General features: G+C 69.6%; 17 protein-coding genes. 10 read left to right on the forward strand and 7 right to left on the reverse strand.

Annotated features, from left to right (window positions below; translation table 11 throughout):
- Nucleotides 1-90: 90 nt before the first annotated feature.
- Entirely contained in the window at nt 91-789 is a 699-nt protein-coding gene (locus tag Q8W67_RS15670; protein ID WP_305547102.1) for a uracil-DNA glycosylase, read from the reverse strand.
- Between the two features lie 323 nt (nt 790-1,112).
- On the opposite strand from Q8W67_RS15670, the gene hemH reads away from it, so the two are divergent.
- Nucleotides 1,113-2,195, forward strand: coding sequence for a ferrochelatase (gene hemH / locus Q8W67_RS15675; RefSeq protein WP_305547104.1), 1,083 nt, complete (start codon nt 1,113-1,115; stop codon nt 2,193-2,195).
- 95 nt (nt 2,196-2,290) lie between these two features.
- Nucleotides 2,291-2,449, forward strand: a complete 159-nt coding sequence (locus Q8W67_RS15680; protein WP_305547106.1) for a hypothetical protein — start codon at nt 2,291-2,293, stop codon at nt 2,447-2,449.
- A 243-nt stretch (nt 2,450-2,692) separates the two neighbouring features.
- Here Q8W67_RS15680 and Q8W67_RS15685 read toward each other — a convergent pair whose 3' ends face one another.
- Nucleotides 2,693-3,604, reverse strand: a complete 912-nt coding sequence (locus tag Q8W67_RS15685; protein WP_305547108.1) for a peptidylprolyl isomerase — start codon at nt 3,602-3,604, stop codon at nt 2,693-2,695.
- A 262-nt stretch (nt 3,605-3,866) separates the two neighbouring features.
- Between Q8W67_RS15685 and secA the strand changes: the two genes are divergently transcribed.
- From secA to Q8W67_RS15720, 7 genes are all read left to right on the forward strand, one after another.
- Complete coding sequence (gene secA / locus Q8W67_RS15690) at nt 3,867-6,761, forward strand: preprotein translocase subunit SecA (RefSeq protein ID WP_305547110.1); 2,895 nt, start codon at nt 3,867-3,869, stop codon at nt 6,759-6,761.
- Between the two features lie 13 nt (nt 6,762-6,774).
- Nucleotides 6,775-7,446 (forward strand): dethiobiotin synthase, encoded by a 672-nt coding sequence (gene bioD / locus Q8W67_RS15695; RefSeq protein ID WP_305547112.1) that lies wholly within the window; start codon nt 6,775-6,777, stop codon nt 7,444-7,446.
- 138 nt (nt 7,447-7,584) lie between these two features.
- On the forward strand, nt 7,585-9,528 hold the full coding sequence (locus tag Q8W67_RS15700; RefSeq protein WP_305547114.1) for a potassium transporter Kup: 1,944 nt from the start codon (nt 7,585-7,587) through the stop codon (nt 9,526-9,528).
- A 286-nt stretch (nt 9,529-9,814) separates the two neighbouring features.
- The gene (locus Q8W67_RS15705; RefSeq protein ID WP_305547116.1) at nt 9,815-10,219 is read left to right on the forward strand and encodes a CsbD family protein; all 405 of its coding nucleotides are present in this window, start codon (nt 9,815-9,817) and stop codon (nt 10,217-10,219) included.
- A 154-nt stretch (nt 10,220-10,373) separates the two neighbouring features.
- Entirely contained in the window at nt 10,374-11,774 is a 1,401-nt protein-coding gene (ahcY, locus tag Q8W67_RS15710) for an adenosylhomocysteinase (protein WP_305547118.1), read from the forward strand.
- 388 nt (nt 11,775-12,162) lie between these two features.
- Nucleotides 12,163-14,715: a PAS domain-containing sensor histidine kinase gene (locus Q8W67_RS15715; RefSeq protein ID WP_305547120.1), complete on the forward strand. Its 2,553-nt coding sequence runs from the start codon at nt 12,163-12,165 to the stop codon at nt 14,713-14,715.
- Nucleotides 14,716-14,801: 86 nt separating this feature from the next.
- Nucleotides 14,802-16,034 carry an MFS transporter gene (locus tag Q8W67_RS15720; RefSeq protein WP_305547122.1) on the forward strand — a complete coding sequence of 411 codons (1,233 nt, stop codon included), beginning with the start codon at nt 14,802-14,804 and terminating at the stop codon, nt 16,032-16,034.
- Nucleotides 16,035-16,237: 203 nt separating this feature from the next.
- Here the strand turns inward: Q8W67_RS15720 and tolB are convergent, their stop codons facing one another.
- From tolB to tolQ, 4 genes are all read right to left on the reverse strand, one after another.
- The gene (tolB, locus tag Q8W67_RS15725) at nt 16,238-17,578 is read right to left on the reverse strand and encodes a Tol-Pal system beta propeller repeat protein TolB (protein ID WP_305547124.1); all 1,341 of its coding nucleotides are present in this window, start codon (nt 17,576-17,578) and stop codon (nt 16,238-16,240) included.
- Nucleotides 17,579-17,642: 64 nt separating this feature from the next.
- The gene (tolA, locus tag Q8W67_RS15730) at nt 17,643-18,968 is read right to left on the reverse strand and encodes a cell envelope integrity protein TolA (protein WP_305547126.1); all 1,326 of its coding nucleotides are present in this window, start codon (nt 18,966-18,968) and stop codon (nt 17,643-17,645) included.
- Between the two features lie 11 nt (nt 18,969-18,979).
- The gene (locus Q8W67_RS15735; protein ID WP_007566852.1) at nt 18,980-19,426 is read right to left on the reverse strand and encodes an ExbD/TolR family protein; all 447 of its coding nucleotides are present in this window, start codon (nt 19,424-19,426) and stop codon (nt 18,980-18,982) included.
- Between the two features lie 25 nt (nt 19,427-19,451).
- Complete coding sequence (tolQ, locus tag Q8W67_RS15740; RefSeq protein WP_007566854.1) at nt 19,452-20,168, reverse strand: protein TolQ; 717 nt, start codon at nt 20,166-20,168, stop codon at nt 19,452-19,454.
- A gap of 309 nt (nt 20,169-20,477) precedes the next feature.
- Between tolQ and Q8W67_RS15745 the strand changes: the two genes are divergently transcribed.
- Complete coding sequence (locus Q8W67_RS15745) at nt 20,478-21,266, forward strand: HpcH/HpaI aldolase/citrate lyase family protein (RefSeq protein WP_305547129.1); 789 nt, start codon at nt 20,478-20,480, stop codon at nt 21,264-21,266.
- 2 nt (nt 21,267-21,268) lie between these two features.
- On the opposite strand, the gene ybgC is transcribed toward Q8W67_RS15745, so the two are convergent.
- Entirely contained in the window at nt 21,269-21,721 is a 453-nt protein-coding gene (gene ybgC / locus Q8W67_RS15750) for a tol-pal system-associated acyl-CoA thioesterase (protein WP_305547132.1), read from the reverse strand.
- Nucleotides 21,722-21,729: the final 8 nt, after the last annotated feature.

A 21,729-nucleotide genomic window follows, 5' to 3' on the forward strand; every position in this document is an offset into this window, starting at 1 on the left:
GCGAGCGCGGGCTTGGCCTGCGCGTCATCCGCCGAAGCGGCCGCCCGCGCCGGCGGATGACGCAACATCCGGGATCGCGGGAGAACCGCCCTATGACCCGCCGCCGAGGCGCCACTCGATCGGCCGCCCGCCGTTCTCGGAGAGCCAGCGGTTGGCGCGGCCGAACGGGTCGGACCCCGGGAAGTCCCGGGCGCGGTTGAGCGGCGAGGGGTGCCCGCTCTCGAAGACGCCGTGGCGTGCCGCGTCGATCAGCGCGGTCCGGGCGCGGGCCTGGGCGCCCCAGAGCAGGAAGACGGCGGGCTCCGGGCGCGCCGAGACGGCGGCGACCGCCTCGTCGGTGAGCGCCGCCCAGCCGTAGCGCAGATGCGCGCCGGCCTCGCTCGCCTCCACGGTGAGCGCACTGTTGAGGAGGAGCACGCCCTGCCGGGCCCACGGCGTCAGGTCGCCGCCGGCGGCACGGTCGGAGCCGGCCTCCGCCAGGATGACCCGGAGCGACGCGGGCAGCCGGCCCGAGCCCACGTACGAGAAGGCGAGGCCGTTGGCGTCGCCCGGCGTGGGGTACGGGTCCTGCCCAAGGATGACGGCGCGGACGGCGGTCAGCGGCGTCTCGGTCAGCGCGCGGAAGATGTCGGCCGGCGCCGGCAGCACGCGCGCGCCCGCCGCGATCCGGGCGTCGACGCGGGCAGCCACGGTGTCGGCCTCCCCGTCCGCGAAGAACGGCAGCGCCAGCCACGGCGAACCGGAGGCACGGAAGGTGGCGAGGGCAGCGGTCACGGGCGTGTCGGTCATCGGGTCTCGACTTTTCCAGGGAGGACGGCGGCCTGCGGCGAGATAAGCGGCCCGGCGCCCGGCGCCATTCTGCCGGCGGCTTGCGCCGACCGAGGGCGCCCGCGGTTGCGGGCCGGGGCCACGGTGATTAGGGAAGGTTGGTCGACCGCGTGCGGCGATATCGGTGCGGCATGTCGCTGCCGGCCTTCGCCGGGCAGTTCCGCACCCTACATGGGATCGCATCCGACACCGGGAAGCGTCCGGTCCAGGCCCAAGCGCGTGCGCCGGCTGCCGGGCATCTGAAGCCAGAGGAAGGACTCGGCGCGCGGCGCCGGAACGCTGCCATGAACGAACGCGTCGAACCCGCCGCGCTGGCGGAGAGCCGGCCCCTCGCATCCCGCGCGCCCGCGGCGGACGGCCTTCCGGCCGACCACCCGAAGGTCGCCTGGGGCCGCGTCGGCGTGCTCCTGATGAACCTCGGCACGCCCGAGGGCACGAGCTACTGGCCGATGCGGCGCTATCTCAAGGAGTTCCTATCGGACCGGCGCGTCATCGAGGTACCGCGCCTGATCTGGTGGCCGCTGCTCAACCTGATCATCCTGACCAAGCGCCCGGGGCCGAAGGGCCGCGACTACGCGAGCGTGTGGAACAACGCGCTGAACGAGGGGCCGCTCAAGACCATCACCCGCGGCCAGAGCGAGCGCCTCCAGGCGGCGATGGGCGATTCCGTCGTGGTCGACTGGGCGATGCGCTACGGCAAGCCGGAGGTCGCCGGGCGGCTCCAGGCGCTCCTCGACCAGGGCTGCGACCGGATCCTGCTGGTGCCGCTCTACCCGCAATACGCCGCCGCCACGTCCGCCACCGCCTGCGACCAGGCGTTCCGGGCGCTGATGGACATGCGCTGGCAGCCGACGGTGCGGGTGTCGCCCCCCTACCACGACGATCCGGTCTACATCGCCGCGATGGCCGATTCGATTCGCGAAGGCCTCGCCAAGCTCGACTTCGAGCCCGAGGTGATCCTCACCTCCTTCCACGGGGTGCCGCGGAGCTACCTGCTCAAGGGCGACCCCTACCATTGCCAATGCCTCAAGACCGGGCGGCTGATCCGGGAGGCCCTGGGCCTGTCACCCGAGCGCATGAAGGTGACGTTCCAGTCGCGCTTCGGCAACGAGGAATGGCTGAAGCCCTACACCGACGAGACCGTGACGGAACTGGCGAAGTCCGGCGTCAAGCGCATGGCGATCGTCGCCCCCGGCTTCACGGCGGATTGCCTGGAGACGCTGGAGGAACTCGACGGCGAGAACCGCCACTATTTCGAGGAGAACGGCGGGGAGCGCTTCGCCTACATCCCCTGCCTGAACGATTCCGATCTCGGCATGCGGGTGATCGAGCACGTCGTGCGCCGCGAACTCCAGGGCTGGCTCTGAGGGAAAGCGTCCGGGCGCCGCTTGCGGATGGCCCGGGCCGACCTATCATCCTCCGAAGCTGGACGGTTTCCACGATCCGGCGCCTGGAGGATCACATGGCGTTCTTCATCGGGATCGCATGTCCCTGGCTCCTGATCGCCGTGCTCGATCGGATCGCCGAAGGCCGCCGCACGGCGGAACTCGCCGCTCTCGGGGTCACGGCACCGCCGCCGCCTGCGAGCTCCGCCTACCTGCATCCCGACCGGCCGTATTGAGGGATCGAGGCGACCAAGATCGCCGGTCCTCCAAAGACTCGCGAGTTTCCTGGCCGTCCGACCCACTCCTGATCATTCCGGGGCCGCGAAGCGGAGCCCGGAATGACAACGTATTTTATTCTGCGGGCGTCACGTCACCGGTTGAAGAGCAGATCTGAGAAACCGTCGCATTTCTCAGAGTAGCCTTCCCCGGCGGTCGCCCTCCCCGAGCCAGAGAGGGGGATGCCGCAGGGTCCTACCCGGTCACGGCTTCTTCGTTTCCGGCGCAGGCTGCGCCGTCGCGGGCGCCGCGTCGGTGCGGTCGATCTTGGCCTGCGAGCGGAGCTTCAGGATCAGGTCCTGCTGCGCCTTGCGGATCAGGTGCTGGTCGATCTGCTCCTTCAGCTCGTCGAAGGTCGGCTGCGGCTTGGTGCGCTTCTCCTCGACCTTGATGACGTGCCAGCCGAACTGCGTCTTGACCGGGTCCGAAACTTGGCCGGGCTTCATCGCAAAGGCGGCGTTGGCGAAATCCGGGACCATCCGTTCCTTGGTGAACCAGCCGAGATCGCCGCCCTCGGCCTTCGAGCCCGGATCCTTCGAGGTCTCGGCCGCGACCTTGGCGAAATCCTCGCCGCCCTTGATCCGCGTGGCGATGTTCTTCGCGTCGGCCTCGTTGTCGACCAGGATGTGGCGCGCGTGCACCTCCTCCTCCGGCTTCATGAGCTTGACGGTCTGGTCGTAGACCGCGTGCTCCGCCTCGGGCGTGACTGAGCGCTTGGCCTCCTGCTCCAGGTAGTCGTCGAGCAGCAGCTTGTCGCGGAAATAGGCGAGCTTGCGCTTGAAGTCCGGCGTGTCGCCGATCTTGGCGGCCTCGGCGGCCTGCGCGCCGACCCGCAGGTCGACCATGTAGTCGACCAGCAGGGTCTTCTTCTGCGCGTCGTCGACCCCCGGAAGGGACAGGGCCGGGTCGTCGGCCGCGATCGCGAGATCGCCCTGCGTGATCGGCTTGCCGTTGACGCTGGCGACCACCGTGTCCGGCCCCGGAGCGGCGGCCGGCGTGCTGGCTGCGGGCGTCGGGGCCGGAGCCTTCTGGGGCGCCTGCGCCAACGCGAATCCGGGCATCGCGAGCATCAGGGCAAGCGCGCTCGCGCGCCGGAGGAGGGCGGTGTTCGGCATGCTGGCGTAGTCCTCGACTGACGTCTCGTCGCCGCACCTGTTGAGGCCGGGCGGCAGGCCGCGGCACAGGTGGCCCGCGTGGCGCGAGAAGGCAAGCGCCGCAGTTTCGCGCCGTTCGGAACCGCCGCCGGGCCCCGGCGCGTTTGATGCCGCCTCTTTCAGGTGCACCGGGCGATGTTTACCTCTATAAGCCCGGCCAACTCCGCCAAGGCCGGCCCGCCACGCTCGCACGTGGGCGGGCTCGCGCGTCTGCAGGTCAACGATGCTCGGCTCGATCGCCAAGAAGATTTTCGGCTCCTCCAACGACCGCCGCGTCAAGGGCTACCGCCCGCGCGTGGCGCAGATCAACGCGCTGGAACCGGAGATCCAGGCCCTGTCCGATGACGTCCTGCGGGGGCGAACCGAGACGCTGAAGGCGGAACTCGCCGCCGGCAAGAGCCTCGACGACATCCTGGTGCCCGCCTTCGCGACGGTGCGCGAGGCCGCCAAGCGCGTCTTCGGCCAGCGCCACTTCGACGTGCAGCTCATCGGCGGCATGGTCCTGCACGAGGGCGGCATCGCCGAGATGAAGACCGGCGAAGGCAAGACCCTGGTGGCGACGCTGCCGGTCTACCTGAATGCCCTTGAGGGCAAGGGCGTCCACGTGGTGACGGTGAACGACTACCTCGCCTCGCGTGACGCGGAGTGGATGGGCCAGCTCTACCGGTTCCTGGGGCTCACCGTCGGCACCATCGTCCACGGCCTCGACGACGAGCAGCGCAAGGCGGCCTACGCCTGCGACATCACCTACGGCACCAACAACGAGTACGGCTTCGACTATCTGCGCGACAACATGAAGTACGAATTGTCCCAGCTCGCCCAGCGGGGACACAACTTCGCGATCGTCGACGAGGTCGACTCGATCCTGATCGACGAGGCGCGCACGCCGCTGATCATCTCCGGGCCGGTGGACGACCGGTCCGAGCTGTACGTCGCCGTCGACGCGCTCATGCCCCGGCTGGTGCGCGAGCATTACGACCTCGACGAGAAGCAGCGCACGGTCTCGCTCACCGAGGACGGCAACGAGTTCGTCGAGCAGGCGATGCGGGAGGTCGGCCTCCTGAAGGACGGCGACCTGTACGACGCGCACAACGTCACCCTCGTCCACCACGTGAACCAGGCGCTGCGCGCCAACACCCTGTTCACCCGGGACAAGGACTACATCGTCAAGAACGACGAGGTGGTGATCATCGACGAGTTTACCGGCCGCATGATGCAGGGCCGGCGCTACTCGGAGGGCCTGCATCAGGCGCTCGAGGCCAAGGAGCGGGTGACGATCCAGCCCGAGAACCAGACGCTGGCGTCGATCACCTTCCAGAATTATTTTCGACTTTACAAAAAGCTGGCGGGCATGACCGGCACCGCATCGACGGAAGCCGACGAGTTCGCCGAGATCTACAAGCTCGACGTGGTCGATATCCCGACCAACAAGGAAGTCGAGCGCGTCGACGAGGACGACGAGGTCTACCGCACGGTGGCCGAGAAGTACGACGGCATCATCGCGGAGATCGACAAGGCCCATGCGCGCCACCAGCCGATCCTGGTCGGCACCGGCAGCATCGAGAAGTCGGAGCACCTGGCCGAGATGCTGAAGAAGGCCGGCTACACCCTGCTCGACTATTCCGACCCGAACGCGCTCACCGACGTCTACAAGGCGGCCCGGGAGGGCCGGGTCACCAAGCGCTTCGCCGTGCTGAACGCCCGCTTCCACGAGCAGGAGGCCTACATCGTCGCCGAGGCCGGCGTGCCCGGCGCGATCACCATCGCCACCAACATGGCCGGCCGCGGCACCGACATCAAACTCGGCGGCAACCTCGAGATGCGCATCGAGAAGGAGCTCAGCCATCTCCCGGACGGCTCCGAACGCGAGGCCGCGATCGAGGCGATCAAGGCGGAGATCGCCGACAACCGCGCCAAGGTGCTGGCCTCCGGCGAGCCGGCCGATCCTGCTGCCGGCCGCAAGAAGGCCCTGCCGGGCGGCCTCTACATCATCGGCACCGAGCGCCATGAATCCCGGCGCATCGACAACCAGCTCCGCGGCCGCTCGGGCCGCCAGGGCGATCCCGGGCGCTCGAAGTTCTACCTGTCGCTTCAGGACGACCTGATGCGGATCTTCGGCTCCGACCGCATGGACGGGATGCTGCAGAAGCTCGGCCTGGAGCAGGGCGAGGCGATCATTCACCCCTGGATCAACAAGGCCATCGAGAAGGCGCAGCAGAAGGTCGAGGCGCGCAACTTCGACATGCGCAAGAACGTGCTGAAGTACGACAACGTCATGAACGACCAGCGCAAGGTCGTCTTCGAGCAGCGCCGGGACTTCATGGCCCAGGAGAGCGTGCGCGAGACCGTCGACGAGATGCGCGAGGGCGTGATCGACGACCTCGTCGCCCGCCACATTCCGGAGAACGCCTACGCCGAGCAGTGGGACGCTGCCGGCCTGCGCGAGCAGGTCAAGGAGGTGCTCAACCTCGACGCGCCTGTGGAGGACTGGGCCAAGGAAGAGGGCATCGCCGACGAGGAGATGCGCGAGCGGCTGCTCAAGGCGGCAGAGTCGGCCTACGCGGCCCGCGCCGAGAAGAACGGCGCCGAAGTCACGGCCTATATCGAGAAGCAGGTGCTGCTCCAGACCCTGGATCATCTCTGGCGCGAGCACCTCGTGACCCTCGACCATCTGCGGCAGGTGATCGGCTGGCGCGGGTTCGCCCAGCGCGACCCGCTCAACGAGTACAAGTCCGAGGCGTTCGACCTCTTCAATTCCCTCGTGACGGCCCTGCGCGAACAGGTGACGACCCAGCTCTCGCGCGTCGAGATCATGTTCCAGGAGCCGGGTCAGGAGTCTTTCCCGGCCGCCAGCCCTGCGCTGCCGCAGATGTTCGCCGAGCATCTCGACCCGGTCACCGGCGAGAACGAGATGGCCTATGCCGAGCGCGGCTCGGGCAGCGAAGGCGGCGGCGGGCCGGCCTATGGCTACGCGGCGCAGGCTCTGTCGGCCGACGGCGCCGTGATGGAGCGCGACCCCACCGACGCCACCACCTGGGGGCGCGTCGGGCGCAACGAGCCGTGCCCGTGCGGATCCGGGAAGAAATACAAGCACTGCCACGGCAGCCTTCAGGCCTGAGGCGGCCTTCGCCATGGCCGCGCGGACGGTCTTCGTCGCCGGCGCCGGCACCGAGATCGGCAAGACCTACGTCACCGCGGCGCTCACCCGGCGCCTTCGGGCGCGGGGCCGTCCGATCCGGACGCTGAAGCCGCTCGCGAGCGGCGTTCCGCCGCTCGGCGACCCGGCCTTCGCCGAGAGCGACACCGCCCGGTTGCTCGACGCCCAGGACATCGCCGTCGACGACGCCACCGTCGAGGCCTGCTCGCCCTGGCGGTTCTCGGCGCCGCTCTCGCCCGATCAGGCGGCCGTGCTGGAGGGCCGGTCCCTGGCGCTGCCCGACCTCGTCGCCTGGTGCCGGGCGCAGATCGCCGGCACCGAGGGGACGCTGCTGATCGAGGGCGTCGGCGGCCTGATGAGCCCAGTGACCGAGACGGCGACCGGACTCGACTGGCTCCGGGCGCTCGGCGTGCCCGCGCTGCTCGTCTCCGGCAGCTATCTTGGGGCGATCAGCCACGCGCTGACCGCCTGCGAGACCCTGCGCCTGCACGGCGTTCCGCTGCTCGCCGTGGCGGTCAGCGAGAGCGAGGGGGCGCCGGCACCGCCCGCCACCGTGGCCGCATCGATCGGCCGCCATGCGGGCGTGCCGGTCTTTCGCCTGAGGCGCGACGAGGCTTGCCCCGACGCGCTCGCCGACCTGATCTGACGGGGGCTTCGGATCCCGGTCCGGCGCTGGACGGAGCAGCAGCAGTCGCTACCTGTCCGGTGGTGGCGAAAGGCCCAGCTTCGGGATAGCCGGGTCGGCGATGCGGAAATCCGGTATGTGGCCTGCGGGAGCCGTTCGTTGAGTCAGTCCCTTGCTCCTGAGGCGAATCCAGGCTCCGAGGGCGGGGCGGACGAGGCCCAGCCCGGCCGAGGCCGGCTGCGGCCGGCACTCGTCTTCGGCGCGCTGGGCGTCGTCTACGGGGACATCGGCACGAGTCCGCTCTACGCCTTCAAGGAGGCAGTGAAGGCCGCGACCGCCGGCGGCGCGGCGGTGCCGGCGGCGGCCACCGGGGCGGTGTCGCTGATCCTGTGGTCGCTGATCCTGATCGTCTCGCTGAAATACGCGGTGCTGATCCTGCGGGCCGACAACCGGGGCGAGGGCGGCATCGTGGCGATGCTGGCGCTGCTCGGCGCACGGCAGGCGCGGCCCGGAACCTGGAAGGCGCTGCTGCTGGTGGTCGGGCTGATCGGCGCGGCGCTGCTGTACGGCGACGGGGCGATCACGCCGGCGATCTCGGTGCTCTCCGCCATCGAAGGCCTGAAGGTCGACGCGCCGGCGCTCGGACATTTCGTCGTGCCGATCACCATCGTGATCCTGCTCGCTCTGTTCATGGTGCAGCACAAGGGCGTGGCCGTGATCGGCCGGGTGTTCGGCCCGGTGATGCTCGTCTGGTTCGTCGTGCTCGCGGCGCTCGGGATCGGCGGCATCCTCGGCAGGCCCGAGATCCTGGCGGCGCTGAACCCGCTCCGGGCACTCGATTTCATGCTGCATGCGGGCTGGCACGTGAGCTTCGCGATGCTGGGTGCGGCCTTCCTGGCGGTGACCGGCGGCGAGGCGATGTACGCCGATCTCGGCCATTTCGGCGCCCTGCCGATCCGCGCGGCGTGGTTCGGCCTCGTGCTGCCCGCCCTGGTGCTCAATTATTTCGGCCAGGGTGCGCTGCTGCTCGCCGCGCCGGACGCCCTGGAGAACCCGTTCTTCCGGCTGTGCCCGGACTGGGGGCACCTGCCGCTCATCCTCCTCGCCACGATGGCCACGATCATCGCCTCGCAGGCGATCATCTCCGGCGTGTTCTCCCTGACCCAGCAGTCGATCCAGCTCGGGTTCCTGCCGGCCATGCGCATCGTCCAGACGGCGCGGGACGAGCGCGGCCAGATCTACGTGCCGGCGGTGAACTGGCTGCTGGCGGCCGCGACCCTGGTGGCGGTGGTGATGTTCGGTTCCTCCGACGCGCTGGCCGGTGCCTACGGAATCGCGGTCTCGGCGCTGATGGGCATCACCACCCTGCTGGCCGCCCTGATCGCCCTGCGGTGGGGCTACAACCCGATCCTGGTCTGCGCGGTCAACGGCGTCTTCCTCGCCATCGACAGCGTGTTCTTCGCGGCCAACAGCGTGAAGATCCTGGAGGGCGGCTGGTTTCCCCTCATCCTCGCGGGGATCGTCGCGCTGATGATGCTCACCTGGAAGAAGGGCAACGAACTCGTCGAGCAGGCGCGGGTCGCGATGCGGCAGCCGGAGGACGCGTTCCTGTCCGGTCTCCAGCACCGCGACCTGCTGCGCCTGCCCGGCACGGCGGCGTTCCTGTCAGCGGCCGAGCACGGGATCCCGCTGCACCTCTCACGCTTCGTCGAGCGCAACCGCGCCCTGATGGAGCGGATCCTGATCATCACCGCCCAGTATGAGGAGACGCCGACCGTCCCGGTGGCACGGCGGGCGCACGTGACGATCCTGGCGCCGGACTTCTACCGGGTGATCCTGCGCTACGGCTTCATGGAGGAGGCCTCGATCCCGGAGGGACTGGCCTGCGCGGTCGAATCCCGCCACCTCCCGCCGCACGCGATCGACGACCTGACCGTGTTCGTCGGGCACGAGACGATCATTCCGAAGAGCGACAACCTCGGCATGGCGAACTGGCGCGAGAACCTGTTCGCCTTCATGCAGCGCAATGCCGAGCGCACCGGCGCGTTCTTCGGGGTGCCGACCCGCCAGGTGGTCGAGGTCGGCACCGAGATCGAGATCTGATCGGACCTGATCGGGCGTGAACGACGCGGTACCGCCGCGACCGGGACCCGGGGGGGGTTCGCCGCCGGCGATCACCTCGACGATGGATGCCCGGGGTCAGGGGACTGTCATAAGAGGATGCTCGCTCGCGCTCCGGACGGCATCCTTCCGCGCCCGATTTCCAGGGTAACCCCACAGAAACTTGAGGCTCCGCTTCGGGCGCGAGCGGAACCGCGGCCCGGCGTCATCGTTCCGCCCCGACACAGGCGACGCACGTCGACGGCGGTCGCTGGATCGGAGGGAAACCATGAACAGGGATCATTTAGAGGGCGGGGTCCGCCACCTGCGGGGCCGGGTGAAGACGGCGGCGGGCGCGGTCCGCGGCCGGCCCGGCACGCAGCTCGACGGAGCCTACGATCAGGCAGCCGGCGCCGCACAATACGCCTACGGCGAGGCGCGCGACGCCGTGCGCGATCTGCGCCACGGCGGCGAGCACTTGGTGGAGGAGGGCCGCACCCGCTTTCGGCAGGTCAGCGATCGTGGGCACGCCCTGGCCGATGAGGCCATCGAACGCGGGCAGCATTACCGCGACCGAGCAGTCCGCCACGGTCGCAGCCTTGCCGAGCGAGCGGACGAGAACCGCGCCACCACCCTCGCCCTCGTGGCCGCCGTGGCCTTCGGCCTCGGCTGGCTGGCGCGGCCCAGCCGCTGAGAGGGCCTGCGCGTTCCGCGGCGGGGCGGGCGGCGATGCGGCCGCCCCGCAGACATGAACGCATAAAGACATCTTTATGTCTTGATTGCTTCATAGGCCGCGAGGTGGTAGGGGCTGCCCCCGAACCGCAACGCGAACACGGAGCCATCGACTCATGGCCAAGGATTACATCGTCAAGGACATCGGGCTGGCCGATTACGGCCGCAAGGAGATCTCGATCGCCGAGACGGAGATGCCGGGCCTGATGGCGGTCCGCGAGGAGTACGGCGCCGCGCAGCCCCTGAAGGGCGCGAAGATCGCCGGCTCGCTCCACATGACGATCCAGACCGCGGTGCTGATCGAGACCCTGAAGGCGCTCGGCGCCGACATCCGCTGGGTCTCCTGCAACATCTACTCGACCCAGGACCACGCCGCCGCCGCCGTTGCGGCCGCCGGCATCCCGGTCTTCGCCGTGAAGGGCGAGACCCTGGAGGAGTACTGGGACTACACCTCGCGCCTGTTCGACTGGCATGGCGGCGGCATGCCGAACATGATCCTCGACGACGGCGGCGACGCCACCATGTTCGTCCATCTCGGCCTGCGCGCCGAGCGCGGCGACACCGCCTTCCTCGACAAGCCCGAGAGCGAGGAGGAGGAGATCTTCTTCGCGCTGCTCAAGAAGAAGCTCGCCGAGAAGCCGAAGGGCTGGTTCGCCGGTCTGGCCGACAGCATCAAGGGCGTCTCCGAGGAGACCACCACGGGCGTCCACCGCCTCTACGTGCTGGCCAAGGAGGGTAAGCTGCTCTTCCCGGCGATCAACGTGAACGACTCGGTCACAAAGTCGAAGTTCGACAACCTCTACGGCTGCCGCGAGTCGCTGGTGGACGGCATCCGCCGCGGTACCGACGTGATGATGGCCGGCAAGGTCGCCATGGTGGCGGGCTTCGGCGACGTCGGCAAGGGCTCGGCCTCGTCGCTGCGCCATGCCGGCTGCCGCGTCCTCGTCTCCGAGGTCGATCCGATCTGCGCCCTGCAGGCGGCCATGGAGGGCTACGAGGTCGTCACCATGGAAGACGCCGCGCCGCGCGCCGACATTTTCGTGACCGCCACGGGCAACAAGGACATCATCACCCTCGATCACATGCGGGCGATGAAGGACCGGGCGATCGTCTGCAACATCGGCCACTTCGACAACGAGATTCAGGTCGCCGGCCTGAAAAATCTGAAGTGGAACAACATCAAGCCGCAGGTCGACGAGATCGAGTTCGCCGACGGCCACCGCATCATCCTCCTGTCGGAGGGCCGCCTGGTGAACCTCGGCAACGCCACCGGACACCCGTCCTTCGTGATGTCGGCCTCGTTCACCAACCAGACGCTCGCCCAGATCGAGCTCTGGACCAACCCGGGCAAGTACCAAAAGCAGGTCTACACCCTGCCGAAGGCCCTGGACGAGAAGGTGGCGGCGCTCCACCTCGAGAAGATCGGCGCCAAGCTGTCGAAGCTGCGCCCCGATCAGGCCTCCTATATCGGCGTCTCCGAATCCGGCCCGTTCAAGCCGGAGCATTACCGCTACTGACGCGGACGGGACCGGGTTCGGCGCGCTCCCGCACGCCGAACCCGGAGTTGCAGATCCAACGCTCCCGCGTCACCGGCAGGGTCACGACCCCGCCCGCCACTGAGTCTCAAAGGGCCCGGCGCGCTGCGTCGGGTCCTTTCGTTTGTCAAGGCATTCGCGCGTCATCGAACTGTGTCTTCTGTGTGTCGTTAACGGATGATTGTGGCCGCCCGGCTGAAAGCCACGCTTCGTTCCCCTTCCGGGGCGATTCCGCAGCACGTTAGAGTGTGGGCGAATCTTTGATCGATGGGTCCGCGGCGGTTCGCGAGAATCAGCCCGGGGACGGTGCGTTCCGCGCCGCGCGATGTTGCGCGCTGTTCGGGCCGCGAGGGGCGGGGCGGGGCAAATCATGGGTGTCGGTCGTGCGGCGCACGTTCGGATCTGCGTGGGCGTGCTCGCATTGACCGCGGCAAGCACCGCACTCGCCGAACTGCCCGAGACCGCCGCGGCGCGCGCGCCGCGCGAGATGCACAGCGTCGCCGCCCTGGCGATCTTCGGCGGCCTCATCGCCTTCGCGGTGATTCTCTCGCTGCTCCACCTCTACGAGCGCGGGCGCTGGACCCGCCGGGAGCGCGAGCTCGCCGGTGCCCTCGACGTGCTGCGCGGCGCCCACGACCGCGCCGAGATGCTGCTCAACGCCGAGCGCCAGATCATCGTCACCTGGGACCGGCGCAGCGAACCGGTGGTCGAGGGTGATATCAGCCTGGCGATCTTCGGCGAGCGCCCGACCTCGGGCTATGCCCGCCGCGTCCTGGCGTTCGGCACTTGGCTGGTCGCTTCGGACGCCGCCACGGTCGAGGCCGCGGTGGAGACCCTGCGGGCGCGGGGCACGAGCTTCACGCTCAGCCTGCGCACCCAGACCGGGCGGAGCATCGAGGCGCACGGGCAGGCGGTGGCCGGTCGCGCGCTCCTGCGGCTGCGCGAGACCACTCAGGAGCGCTGCGAGATCGCCGATCTGCGCGCCACCCTCGACGAGACCCGCCGCGGCCTGTCGGCGCTGGCCGGCCTCCTCGACGCGATCCCACAGCCGGTCTGGCGGCGCAACCGCGAGGGCAGCCTGAGCTGGGTCAACGCCGCCTACGTGGCGGCTGTCGAGGCGGAGAGCCGCGAAGCCGCCCTGGATCGCGGCACCGAGCTGTTCGACCGGCCGGCCCGCGAATCGATCGCCCGCGACGAGGCGGCGCGCTTCGCCGGCCCGACCCGGAGCGTGCCGCGTCTCTCGGCGGTCGTCGCCGGCAACCGGCGCATGCTCGACGTGTTCGAGGCGACCCTCGACAGCGGCCGCGTCGGGATCGCCATCGACGTGTCCGAGCTGGAAAGCGTCCGCGCCGACCTGCAGCGCCAGATGAACGCGAACGTCCGCACCCTCGACCAGTTGCCGACCGCGGTGGCGATGTTCGACGTTTCGCAGCGGCTGATCTTCCACAATGCCGCCTATCGCCAGCTCTGGGATCTCGATCAGGCCTTCCTCGACAGCCGCCCCTCGGACGGCGAGATCCTCGATCACCTCCGGGCGGAGCGGAAGCTCGAGGAGCAGGCGGATTTCCGCGGCTGGAAGCAGGGGGTGCTCGCGGCCTACCGGGCTGCGGAGGCGAACCAGACCTGGTGGTACCTGCCCGATGGCCGCACGCTGCGCGTGGTTGCGGATCCGAACCCGCAGGGCGGCCTGACCTACCTGTTCGACGACGTTTCTGACCGGCTGAACGCCGAATCGCGTTACATCGCCCTGCGCCGTCTCCAGGCCGAGACCCTGGACACCCTGGCAGAGCCGGTCGCGGTGTTCGGCGCGGACGGCCGCCTGACCCTCGCCAACCGCGCCTTCTGCACCGTTTGGCGGCTCGACCCCGCGATGGTCGAGGAGCGCCCGCACGTCGACGCCGTGATCGTCGCCTGCCGGTCTCTGGCCCCCGCCGAGGAGCCGTGGCTCGACATCCGCGACGCGGTGGTCGGGCTCGAATCCAGGACCGCACGCGCGTGCCGCCTGGAGGTGGTGGACGGCACCGTCCTCGATTGCGCGGCCCAGCCGCTGCCCGAGGGCGCGACCCTGCTGACCCTGATCGACGTGACCGCGAGCGTGAATGTCGAACGGGCGCTGACCGAGAAGAACGACGCCCTCGAGAAGGCCGCGCAGCTGCGCGACACCTTCGTGCACCATGTCTCCTACGAGCTGCGCTCGCCGCTCACCAACATCATCGGCTTCACCCAGTTGCTCGGCGACGAGACGGTCGGGGCGCTCAACGAGCGGCAGCGCGAATATGCCGACCACATCATGCGCTCCTCGGCCGCGCTCCTCGTCATCATTAACGACATCCTCGACCTCGCCTCGATCGATGCCGGCTCGCTCGAGCTTCAGCGGGAGGATGTCGACGTTCAGGCCACGATCGAGGCCGCCGTGCGCGGCATCGAGGACCGGCTGGCGGAATCGCACATCACCCTCGCCCTCGACGTGCCAGAGGATATCGGCAGCGTCCACGCGGACGGGAAGCGTGTCCGCCAGATCCTGTTCAACCTGCTCTCGAACGCCGTCGGCTTCTCGGATCCCGGACAGCGCGTCGAGGTCCATGCCCGGCGGGACGCGAACGACCTGCTCCTGAGCGTGCGCGATCACGGCCGCGGCATGCCGCCGGAGATCGCGGATTCGGTCTTCAACCGCTTCGAGAGCCACACCCTCGGCACGCGCCATCGCGGGGTCGGCCTCGGCCTGTCGATCGTGCGGTCCTTCGTCGAGCTCCACGGCGGCCGGGTCCTGCTGGAGACGGCGCCCGGGAACGGGACCCGCGTGACCTGCACCTTCCCGCTCGCCGCAGCAGAGGCGCCGCGGCTCGATGAGCGGGAGCCACCCCGGCCGTTCGCCACCCCGCCCGCGACCGCGCCGCGCAAGCCGGGATTGGCGCTTCACTGACCGTTTCGGCAGTCGGGCCGCGCCATCGCGTGAAGCGGTGGCGGTATCGGACTTGATTAATCGGCCGGTCCTGCTCAGCACGAGGCATGTCCGCATACGATCGTTCCGGCTGGGCCGTCTTCGGCATCGGCGACTTCCGCCTGTTCGGCTCAGCCCGGTTCCTGACGGGTCTGGCCTACCAGATGCAGGCGGTGGCGATCGGTTGGTTCGTCTACGGCCTGACCCATTCCGCCCTGGCGCTCGGCCTCGTCGGCCTCGCGGGCTTCCTACCGGCGATGCTCTGTGCGTTGATCACCGGACATGTCGCGGATGCCTACGACCGCCGCCTCGTCGGCGCCTCGGCCTTCGCGCTCCAGAGCGCGGCGAGCTTCGGCCTCTTCGCCTACGCGCTGGCGGGGTACCAATCCGTCTGGCCGATCTACGCCCTGGTGATCGTGGTCGGCACCGCCCGGGCTTTCGCGAATCCGGCCCTGCAGGCGCTGCTGCCGACCCTTGTGCCGGGCCCGCAGTTCGGCTCGGCCATCGCCTGGAACGCCTCGCTCTGGCAGAGCGCCTCCGTGATCGGCCCGGCGCTGGGCGGCCTCCTCTATGCCTTGGGGCCGTCGGTGGTGTTCGGCGGGGCAGGGGCCAGCTTCGCGCTGGCCAGCGCCCTCACGGTGCTGATCCGGTTCCGGCCGGCACCGGCGAGCGAGCGGCCGCCGATCACATGGGCGGCGCTCTCGGCCGGCATCGGCTACATCCGCTCGCAGCCGGTGGTGCTCGGGGCGATCAGCCTCGACCTGTTCACCGTCCTGCTCGGGGGCGCCACAGCGCTCCTGCCGATCTACGCCGCAGAGGTTCTGCATGTCGGCCCCCTCGGGCTCGGGGCGCTCCGGAGCATGCCGGCCTTCGGGGCAGTCGCCATGGCGATCCTGCTGGCGAACCGCCCGCTCCGGCGCCACGCGGGCCTGCGCATGCTCCGGGCGGCCGCCGTGTTCGGCGCCGCCACCGTGGCGTTCGGCCTCTCGACCTCGCTGCCGCTCTCGATGGCCTGCCTGTTCGTCACCGGGGCGGCCGACATGATCTCGGTCTACGTGCGCCAGACCTTCGTGCAGGGCGAGACCCCCGACGCCATGCGCGGCCGGGTCTCGGCGGTGAACACGGTGTTCATCGGCGCCTCAAACGAGCTCGGCGAGTTCGAATCCGGCCTGCTCGCCGCCGCGATCGGCGCGGTGCCGGCGGTGGTGGCCGGCGGCGCGGCCACGATCGCCGTCGCGCTGCTCTGGGGCCGGCTGTTCCCGGCGCTGCGCGCACGGGACCAATTGATGGTTCAGAGGTGACGGGCCAAATCGGCGACAGGCATCGGCGGAGGTGAACACCGGTTCGGACAATCCGATCACGTCCGGCCGCCCCAAGGTTCATCCCGGCCGCGCCGCCAAGCCGGCCGGGTCGGGATAACCCTTTCTCTGACAGACGCTTCGCGTGGGCTCTTCAACCTTGAAGCCCGGCTGGCAGCCGGGCCCCGGGTCGATGCAGTCGAAGGTCAGCGCCCCGCCAGCAGCGGCGACCAGGTCGGATCGGAGGCGTAGGAGGGCGTCGGGACCGGCTGCTCCACGCGGCCGGTGATGTCGACCATGAACAGCTTGCCGCCGCCCTGGCCGCCGGGATCGCGGAAGAACAGCACGTACTGGCCGTTGGGCGCGAAGGTCGGCCCCTCGTTGTGGAAGCCCTCGGTCAGGACCCGCTCGCCGGTGCCGTCTGGCTTGGACACGCAGATGGCGAAGCCGCCGTTGCGCTGGCGGGTATAGGCGATCAGGTCGCCCCGCGGCGACCAGGCCGGCTGCGAGGCTGAGCCGGGGCCGAAGGTGATCCGGTGCGGGTTCGAGCCGTCCGCGCCCATGACGTAGACCTGCTGCGAGCCGCCGCGGTCCGATTCGAACGCGATCTGCGCACCGTCCGGCGCGTAGGTCGGGGAGGTGTCGATCGCCATGCCGTTGGTGATCGAATGCTGAGCCTTCGAGGCGATGTCCATCGTCACGATGTCGGCGTTCCCGCCCTGCTGGACGCTCATCACGAGGCGCCGGCCGTCCGGCGAGAAGCGCGGGCTCGCGCTCATCGAATCGACGTTGCCCAGCGCCTGGCGCGAGCCCGTCTCCAGATTGATCACCTGGACCCGCGGCTGGTGCCCGGTGGCCTGCGCCATGAAGGCGATGTCCTGCGTGGCCGGGGAGTAGCGCGGGGCGACGATCGACATCTCCCCGCTGGTGATCGCCCGGACGTTAGCCCCGTCCTGATCCATGACCATCAGGCGCTTGCGCCGGTTCTCCTTCGGGCCGGTCTCGTCCACGAACGCGATGCGGCTGTCGAACCAGGGGCCGAGGCCGGTGATCTTGGTGTAGACCGCGTCGGAGATCAGGTGGCCGGTGCGCCGGGCGTTGGCGGCGTCGGTGCCGTATTGCTGGCCGGTCATCTGCTGGCCGGAGGTCACGTCCCAGAGGCGGAACTCGACCTTGAGCCGACCGGAGGCGTCGCGGGCGACGCGCCCGGTGACGAGGCCCTGGACGCCGGTGGCGCGCCACTTCTCGAAGTTCGGCGCGGCGTCGAAGTTCGGTGATTCCGGGAAGCGGGCGTGGTCGAGGGGCGTGAAGTAGCCCGAGCGACGCAGATTGTTGGTGACCACGCCGGACACGAGGCCGCCGAGGCTCGGATCGCCGCCGAAATCCGCGATGGCGATCGGCATCGGCTGGAAGTTGCCGCCGCCGATGCGCAGCTGCAGCTGCGCCTGGGCCGGCGCCCCCAGGAACGCCGTCAGCACGGCCAGGAACGCGATCAGGCGCGCGGCAAAGGACGTCGGGGAACGCCCGACGGAGGATATGTTCTTCATGGGTCGGATCCGAGTGACGATCAGACGGGGAGGTGTTTGAAGGCAGGTCGCGCGGGCGGAGACCTCAGGTCGCCGTGAACTCGAACTCCGCGTTGATGGCCTTCCAGTCATTGTAGTACGGCGCGTAGGTGGCGGGAATGTTGTACGGCGCGCAGCGGCGAACGGCCCGGAGCGCGGCTTGCGCGATCGACTGGTCGACCGCGCTGCTCCCGCCGCGCATGATCCGCGGCTCGGTGCTCAGCGACCCGTTCGGGTTCAGGCGGATGTCGAGCACCGGCAGGATCACCCCCTGGGCCGCACCGGGCGGCGCCGAGTAGCAGCGCTCGATCTGCTGCTGCAGCAGTCCGACCAGGGCGTCACGCAGCGACGGCGACAGGCGCTGCGCGGTCCCGGTCGCGGCGCCGAGCGCCGCCACCTTCTGCACCGCGTGGCCTGTGGCGCCGGTGGACTGGGACGGTGCCTTCGAGGCGAGCATCGAGCGGATGTCGCCCGCGTTGAACTTGTCGGCAAGCTCGGCCTGCTTGCGCGCCTTGGCCTCCGCGTCGGCCTTGGCCTTCGCGTCCGCCGTTGCCTTGGCCTTCGCCTTGGCGGCGGCCTCCGCTTTGGCCTTGGCCGCGGCTTCCGCCTTCTCGCGCTCCGCCTCGGCCTTGGCCTCGGCGATCTCCTTCTGCCGCTCGGCTTCCGCCTCGGCCTTGGCCTCCGCAGCCTTGGCCTCCGCGGCCTTCTTGGCGGCTTCCCGGGCGGCCTCGGCCTTGGCGGCATCCGCCTTCGCCTTGGCCTCGGCCTTCGCGGCGGCGGCCTTCGCAGCCATGGCCTCGGCCTCCTGCCGCTCGATCAGCTTGTCGAGCTGCTCGCGCTTCTCGGCTTCGGCCTTGGCCACCGCCTCGGCCTTGGCTTTCGCCTCGGCCTTGGTCGCCGCGGCCTTCTCGGCGGCAGCGGCCTTGTCGGCCGCAGCCTTCTCGGCTGCCTTCTCGGCGGCCTTGGCGGCCGCCTTCTCGGCCTCGCGCTTCTCCTCGGCGGCCTTGGCCGTCTCCTGCGGATCCGGCTCGGCGCGCAGCGGCATCTCCTCCGCGTTGGCGAGCTTCATGTCGGCGGTGCGGGTGGGCGCGTTCGGCGCGTCGGTCTTGGCGTTCTCGGGCTCGCGATCCTCGATCTTCTCGGCTTGGCGATCGGCCCGCGGCTGCGCGTTCGGCATCGGCTTGTCGGCCTGCCGCTCGCCCTTGGTGATCTCCGAGAACTGGTTCTCGGTGATCACCTCGACGGGCACGCCCTCCTGCGCCTCGGGCAAAGCCGGGGCCGCCACGCTGAACAGCGCGAGCGCGAGCAGCGCCACATGGGTGCCGGCCGAGATCCAGACACCCGGTTCCTTGCGGTCGAAGCGGAACTCCACGGCGATTGGCCCTACTGATGCTCAGGCTCGGTGACGAGGGCGACCTTCTTGAAGCCGCCACCGGTCACGATCGCCATCACCTGTGCGACGCGGCCGTAATCGACCCGCTTGTCGCCGCGCACGAACACGCGCTCCTCGGTCCCGGTCTTCGCCGTCTCGAGGAGCTTCGGGATGATCGTATCGTCGGTCAGCTCGTCCTCCCCGAGGAAGACCTGGCCGGTCTGGCGAATCGACAGGGTCACCGGCTTGACGTCGGAATTGAGCGGCGACGCCTTGGATTGCGGCAGGTCGAGGGGGACGCCCACCGTCATCATCGGCGCCGCGACCATGAAGATGATCAGGAGCACCAGCACGACGTCGATGAACGGCGTCATGTTGATCTCGTTGATGGGGCCACCGCGCCGGCCCCTGCGCCGCCGCCGCTTGCCGCCGTGGGATGCTCCCGCCGCCATGCTCATGGGTCAAGCTCCTGGATCAGCCCCCTCAGGCGGCGAGAGAGAGCCGCTCGTCGATCTGGCGAGAGAGGATCGCGGAGAACTCGTCGGCGAAACCCTCCAGCCGCGACTGCGACTTCGAGACCTCGGCCTGAAGCTTGTTGTAGGCGAGCACGGCCGGAATCGCCGCGAACAACCCGATGGCGGTGGCAAACAGCGCCTCCGCGATGCCGGGGGCGACGACCGCCAGCGAGGTATTCTTCGAGGCCGCGATCGAGGTGAACGCGGTCATGATGCCCCAGACCGTGCCGAACAGGCCGATATAAGGGCCGGCCGAGCCGATCGAGGCGAGGAACAGCAGGCGCGATTCCAGCCGCTCGACCTCGCGCTGGATGGTGACGTCGAGCTGCTTCTCGATGCGCTGCGACAGGGACTGAACCTGCCGGCCCGAGCCCTCGAACGAGCGCTTCCACTCGCGCATGGCGGCGACGAACACGGCGGCCAGCCCCGTGGCCGGCCGGTCATTGAACGAACGGAACAGCTCCTCGAGCGAGCGGCCGGACCAGAACGCGTCCTCGAACGCGTCCATCTCGGCCTTGGTGCGGCGGAACAGCAGCGTCTTGTCGACGATGATCGACCAGCACCAGATCGAGGCGCTGAGCAGCCCGATCATCACGATCTTCACGACGAAATGGGCCTGCAGGAACAGCCCGAGCAGCGTCATGTCGGCGACAGGCGCGGCCTGCATCGCGTCGGCTGGGTTCATCCGTCGAGGTCTCCTGCTCCGGATCGCGATGCGCCGGGCGAGGCCCGCGTCCGCCGGATCCGTGAGCGATATCAATGCTATCGCCCGCGAATCTGTCGAAAGTAAGGGCCGTTCTTGCCTCGAGGACCCGGCACCGTCGCACCGCCGTCTTAAGGGCGCGATAGGGTTAAGGATCGGTTTCGATCCGGGTTTTCCCGAGGCGCCCCCGCGTCATCTCTGGCAGGCTGGACCTCCCGAAACCGCCCCCCTTATGCTCACGCCCGGCGGCGCCGCATCGAGAGCGCCGCGAGCCTCAGTACGGGATGCGAGATGACTCTACCTGTTCCGAGCCTCCCCGATCTGCTGCCCGCCGGCCCGGCGCGGTTCCTCGGCTGGTCCTGCATCGCCGACCCGGCGATCGCCGGCGCCCTGGCGCGGGCGGGCTTCGACGCGGTTCTGCTGGACCAGCAACACGGCGCCCACGACTACCAGTCGAGCTGCGCGGCGATCACCGAGGTGGCGCTCGCCGGCAAGCCGACCCTGGTTCGGGTGCCGGTCGGTGACTTCGCCATGGCCTCGCGGATGCTCGATGCGGGTGCGTCCGGCATCGTCGCGCCGATGATCAACACGGTGGCCGACGCGCGGGCGCTCGCCGCCGCCACCAAGTACCCGCCCGTCGGGCAGCGCAGCTGGGGACCGGACCGTGCGATGTGGATGTCGGGGCTTCTCGACGGATCCGATTACCTCGCGGCCGCCAATGACCGCGCGCTGACCATCGCCATGTGCGAGACCGCCGAGGCCATCGACGCGCTGGAGGCGATCCTGGTCGTGCCGGGCATCGACGGGATACTGGTGGGGCCCGCCGATCTGTCCATCGCCCTGTCCAAGGGCGCGGCCCTGGACCCACTCGGGTCGGCGGTCACCGCGGCTCTCGGCGAGATCGTGCGCAAGACCCGGGCCGCGGGCAAGCTCCCCTGCGCCTTCGCACACGCCCCGGCGCGGGCGCGGGAGATGGTCGCCATGGGCTTCCAGCTCGTGTCGGTCGAGTACGATGCGATGACCATCGTCAACGCGTTCGCCCGGCTGCTGTGCGAGGCCGACCCGTCGCGGGCAGGATAGCCCTACGCGGCGTCCTCCGGAGCCAGGCGTCGGCGCAGGGCATCCGGCAGGCGCACAGCGCGTCCGTCCCGCACGCAGGCGACCATGACCTCGGCGCCAACCAGGAACTCGCCGTCCCGGCGGACCTCTTGGGCGAGTTGCATCGACGCGCCGCGCACGGAACAGGTGCGGGTGAGGACGCATAATTGGTCGTCCATGCGCGCGGGACGCACGAAGTCGAGCCTCATCCGGCGCACGACGAAGACGAGGCCGTGCGCCTCGCGGTGAAGGTCGGATTGGTCACCCGCCATCGCCCGGAGCAGCTCGGTCCGGCCGCGCTCCATGAACCGGAGATAGCTCGCGTGGTAGACGAAGCCGGAGAAGTCGGTGTCCTCGTAATAGACCCGGATGCTCAGCCGGTGGAAGGCGTCGCTTTCGTCAGCCAATTCGGTGTTCGCGATGGTCGATACGGTCATCGCAATCG

The sequence above is a fragment of the Methylobacterium sp. NEAU K genome, from assembly GCF_030700285.1.
Lineage (GTDB): Bacteria > Pseudomonadota > Alphaproteobacteria > Rhizobiales > Beijerinckiaceae > Methylobacterium.

Excerpts from the sequence above, each read along its gene's own strand:
- Q8W67_RS15670 (WP_305547102.1), bottom strand. The coding sequence starts at position 789 with ATGACCGACACGCCCGTGACCGCTGCCCTCGCCACCTTCCGTGCCTCC.
- hemH (WP_305547104.1), top strand. The coding sequence starts at position 1,113 with ATGAACGAACGCGTCGAACCCGCCGCGCTGGCGGAGAGCCGGCCCCTC.
- Q8W67_RS15680 (WP_305547106.1), top strand. The coding sequence starts at position 2,291 with ATGGCGTTCTTCATCGGGATCGCATGTCCCTGGCTCCTGATCGCCGTG.
- Q8W67_RS15685 (WP_305547108.1), bottom strand. The coding sequence starts at position 3,604 with ATGCCGAACACCGCCCTCCTCCGGCGCGCGAGCGCGCTTGCCCTGATG.
- secA (WP_305547110.1), top strand. The coding sequence starts at position 3,867 with ATGCTCGGCTCGATCGCCAAGAAGATTTTCGGCTCCTCCAACGACCGC.
- bioD (WP_305547112.1), top strand. The coding sequence starts at position 6,775 with ATGGCCGCGCGGACGGTCTTCGTCGCCGGCGCCGGCACCGAGATCGGC.
- Q8W67_RS15705 (WP_305547116.1), top strand. The coding sequence starts at position 9,815 with ATGAACAGGGATCATTTAGAGGGCGGGGTCCGCCACCTGCGGGGCCGG.
- ahcY (WP_305547118.1), top strand. The coding sequence starts at position 10,374 with ATGGCCAAGGATTACATCGTCAAGGACATCGGGCTGGCCGATTACGGC.
- Q8W67_RS15715 (WP_305547120.1), top strand. The coding sequence starts at position 12,163 with ATGGGTGTCGGTCGTGCGGCGCACGTTCGGATCTGCGTGGGCGTGCTC.
- Q8W67_RS15720 (WP_305547122.1), top strand. The coding sequence starts at position 14,802 with ATGTCCGCATACGATCGTTCCGGCTGGGCCGTCTTCGGCATCGGCGAC.
- tolB (WP_305547124.1), bottom strand. The coding sequence starts at position 17,578 with ATGAAGAACATATCCTCCGTCGGGCGTTCCCCGACGTCCTTTGCCGCG.
- Q8W67_RS15735 (WP_007566852.1), bottom strand. The coding sequence starts at position 19,426 with ATGAGCATGGCGGCGGGAGCATCCCACGGCGGCAAGCGGCGGCGGCGC.
- tolQ (WP_007566854.1), bottom strand. The coding sequence starts at position 20,168 with ATGAACCCAGCCGACGCGATGCAGGCCGCGCCTGTCGCCGACATGACG.
- Q8W67_RS15745 (WP_305547129.1), top strand. The coding sequence starts at position 20,478 with ATGACTCTACCTGTTCCGAGCCTCCCCGATCTGCTGCCCGCCGGCCCG.
- ybgC (WP_305547132.1), bottom strand. The coding sequence starts at position 21,721 with ATGACCGTATCGACCATCGCGAACACCGAATTGGCTGACGAAAGCGAC.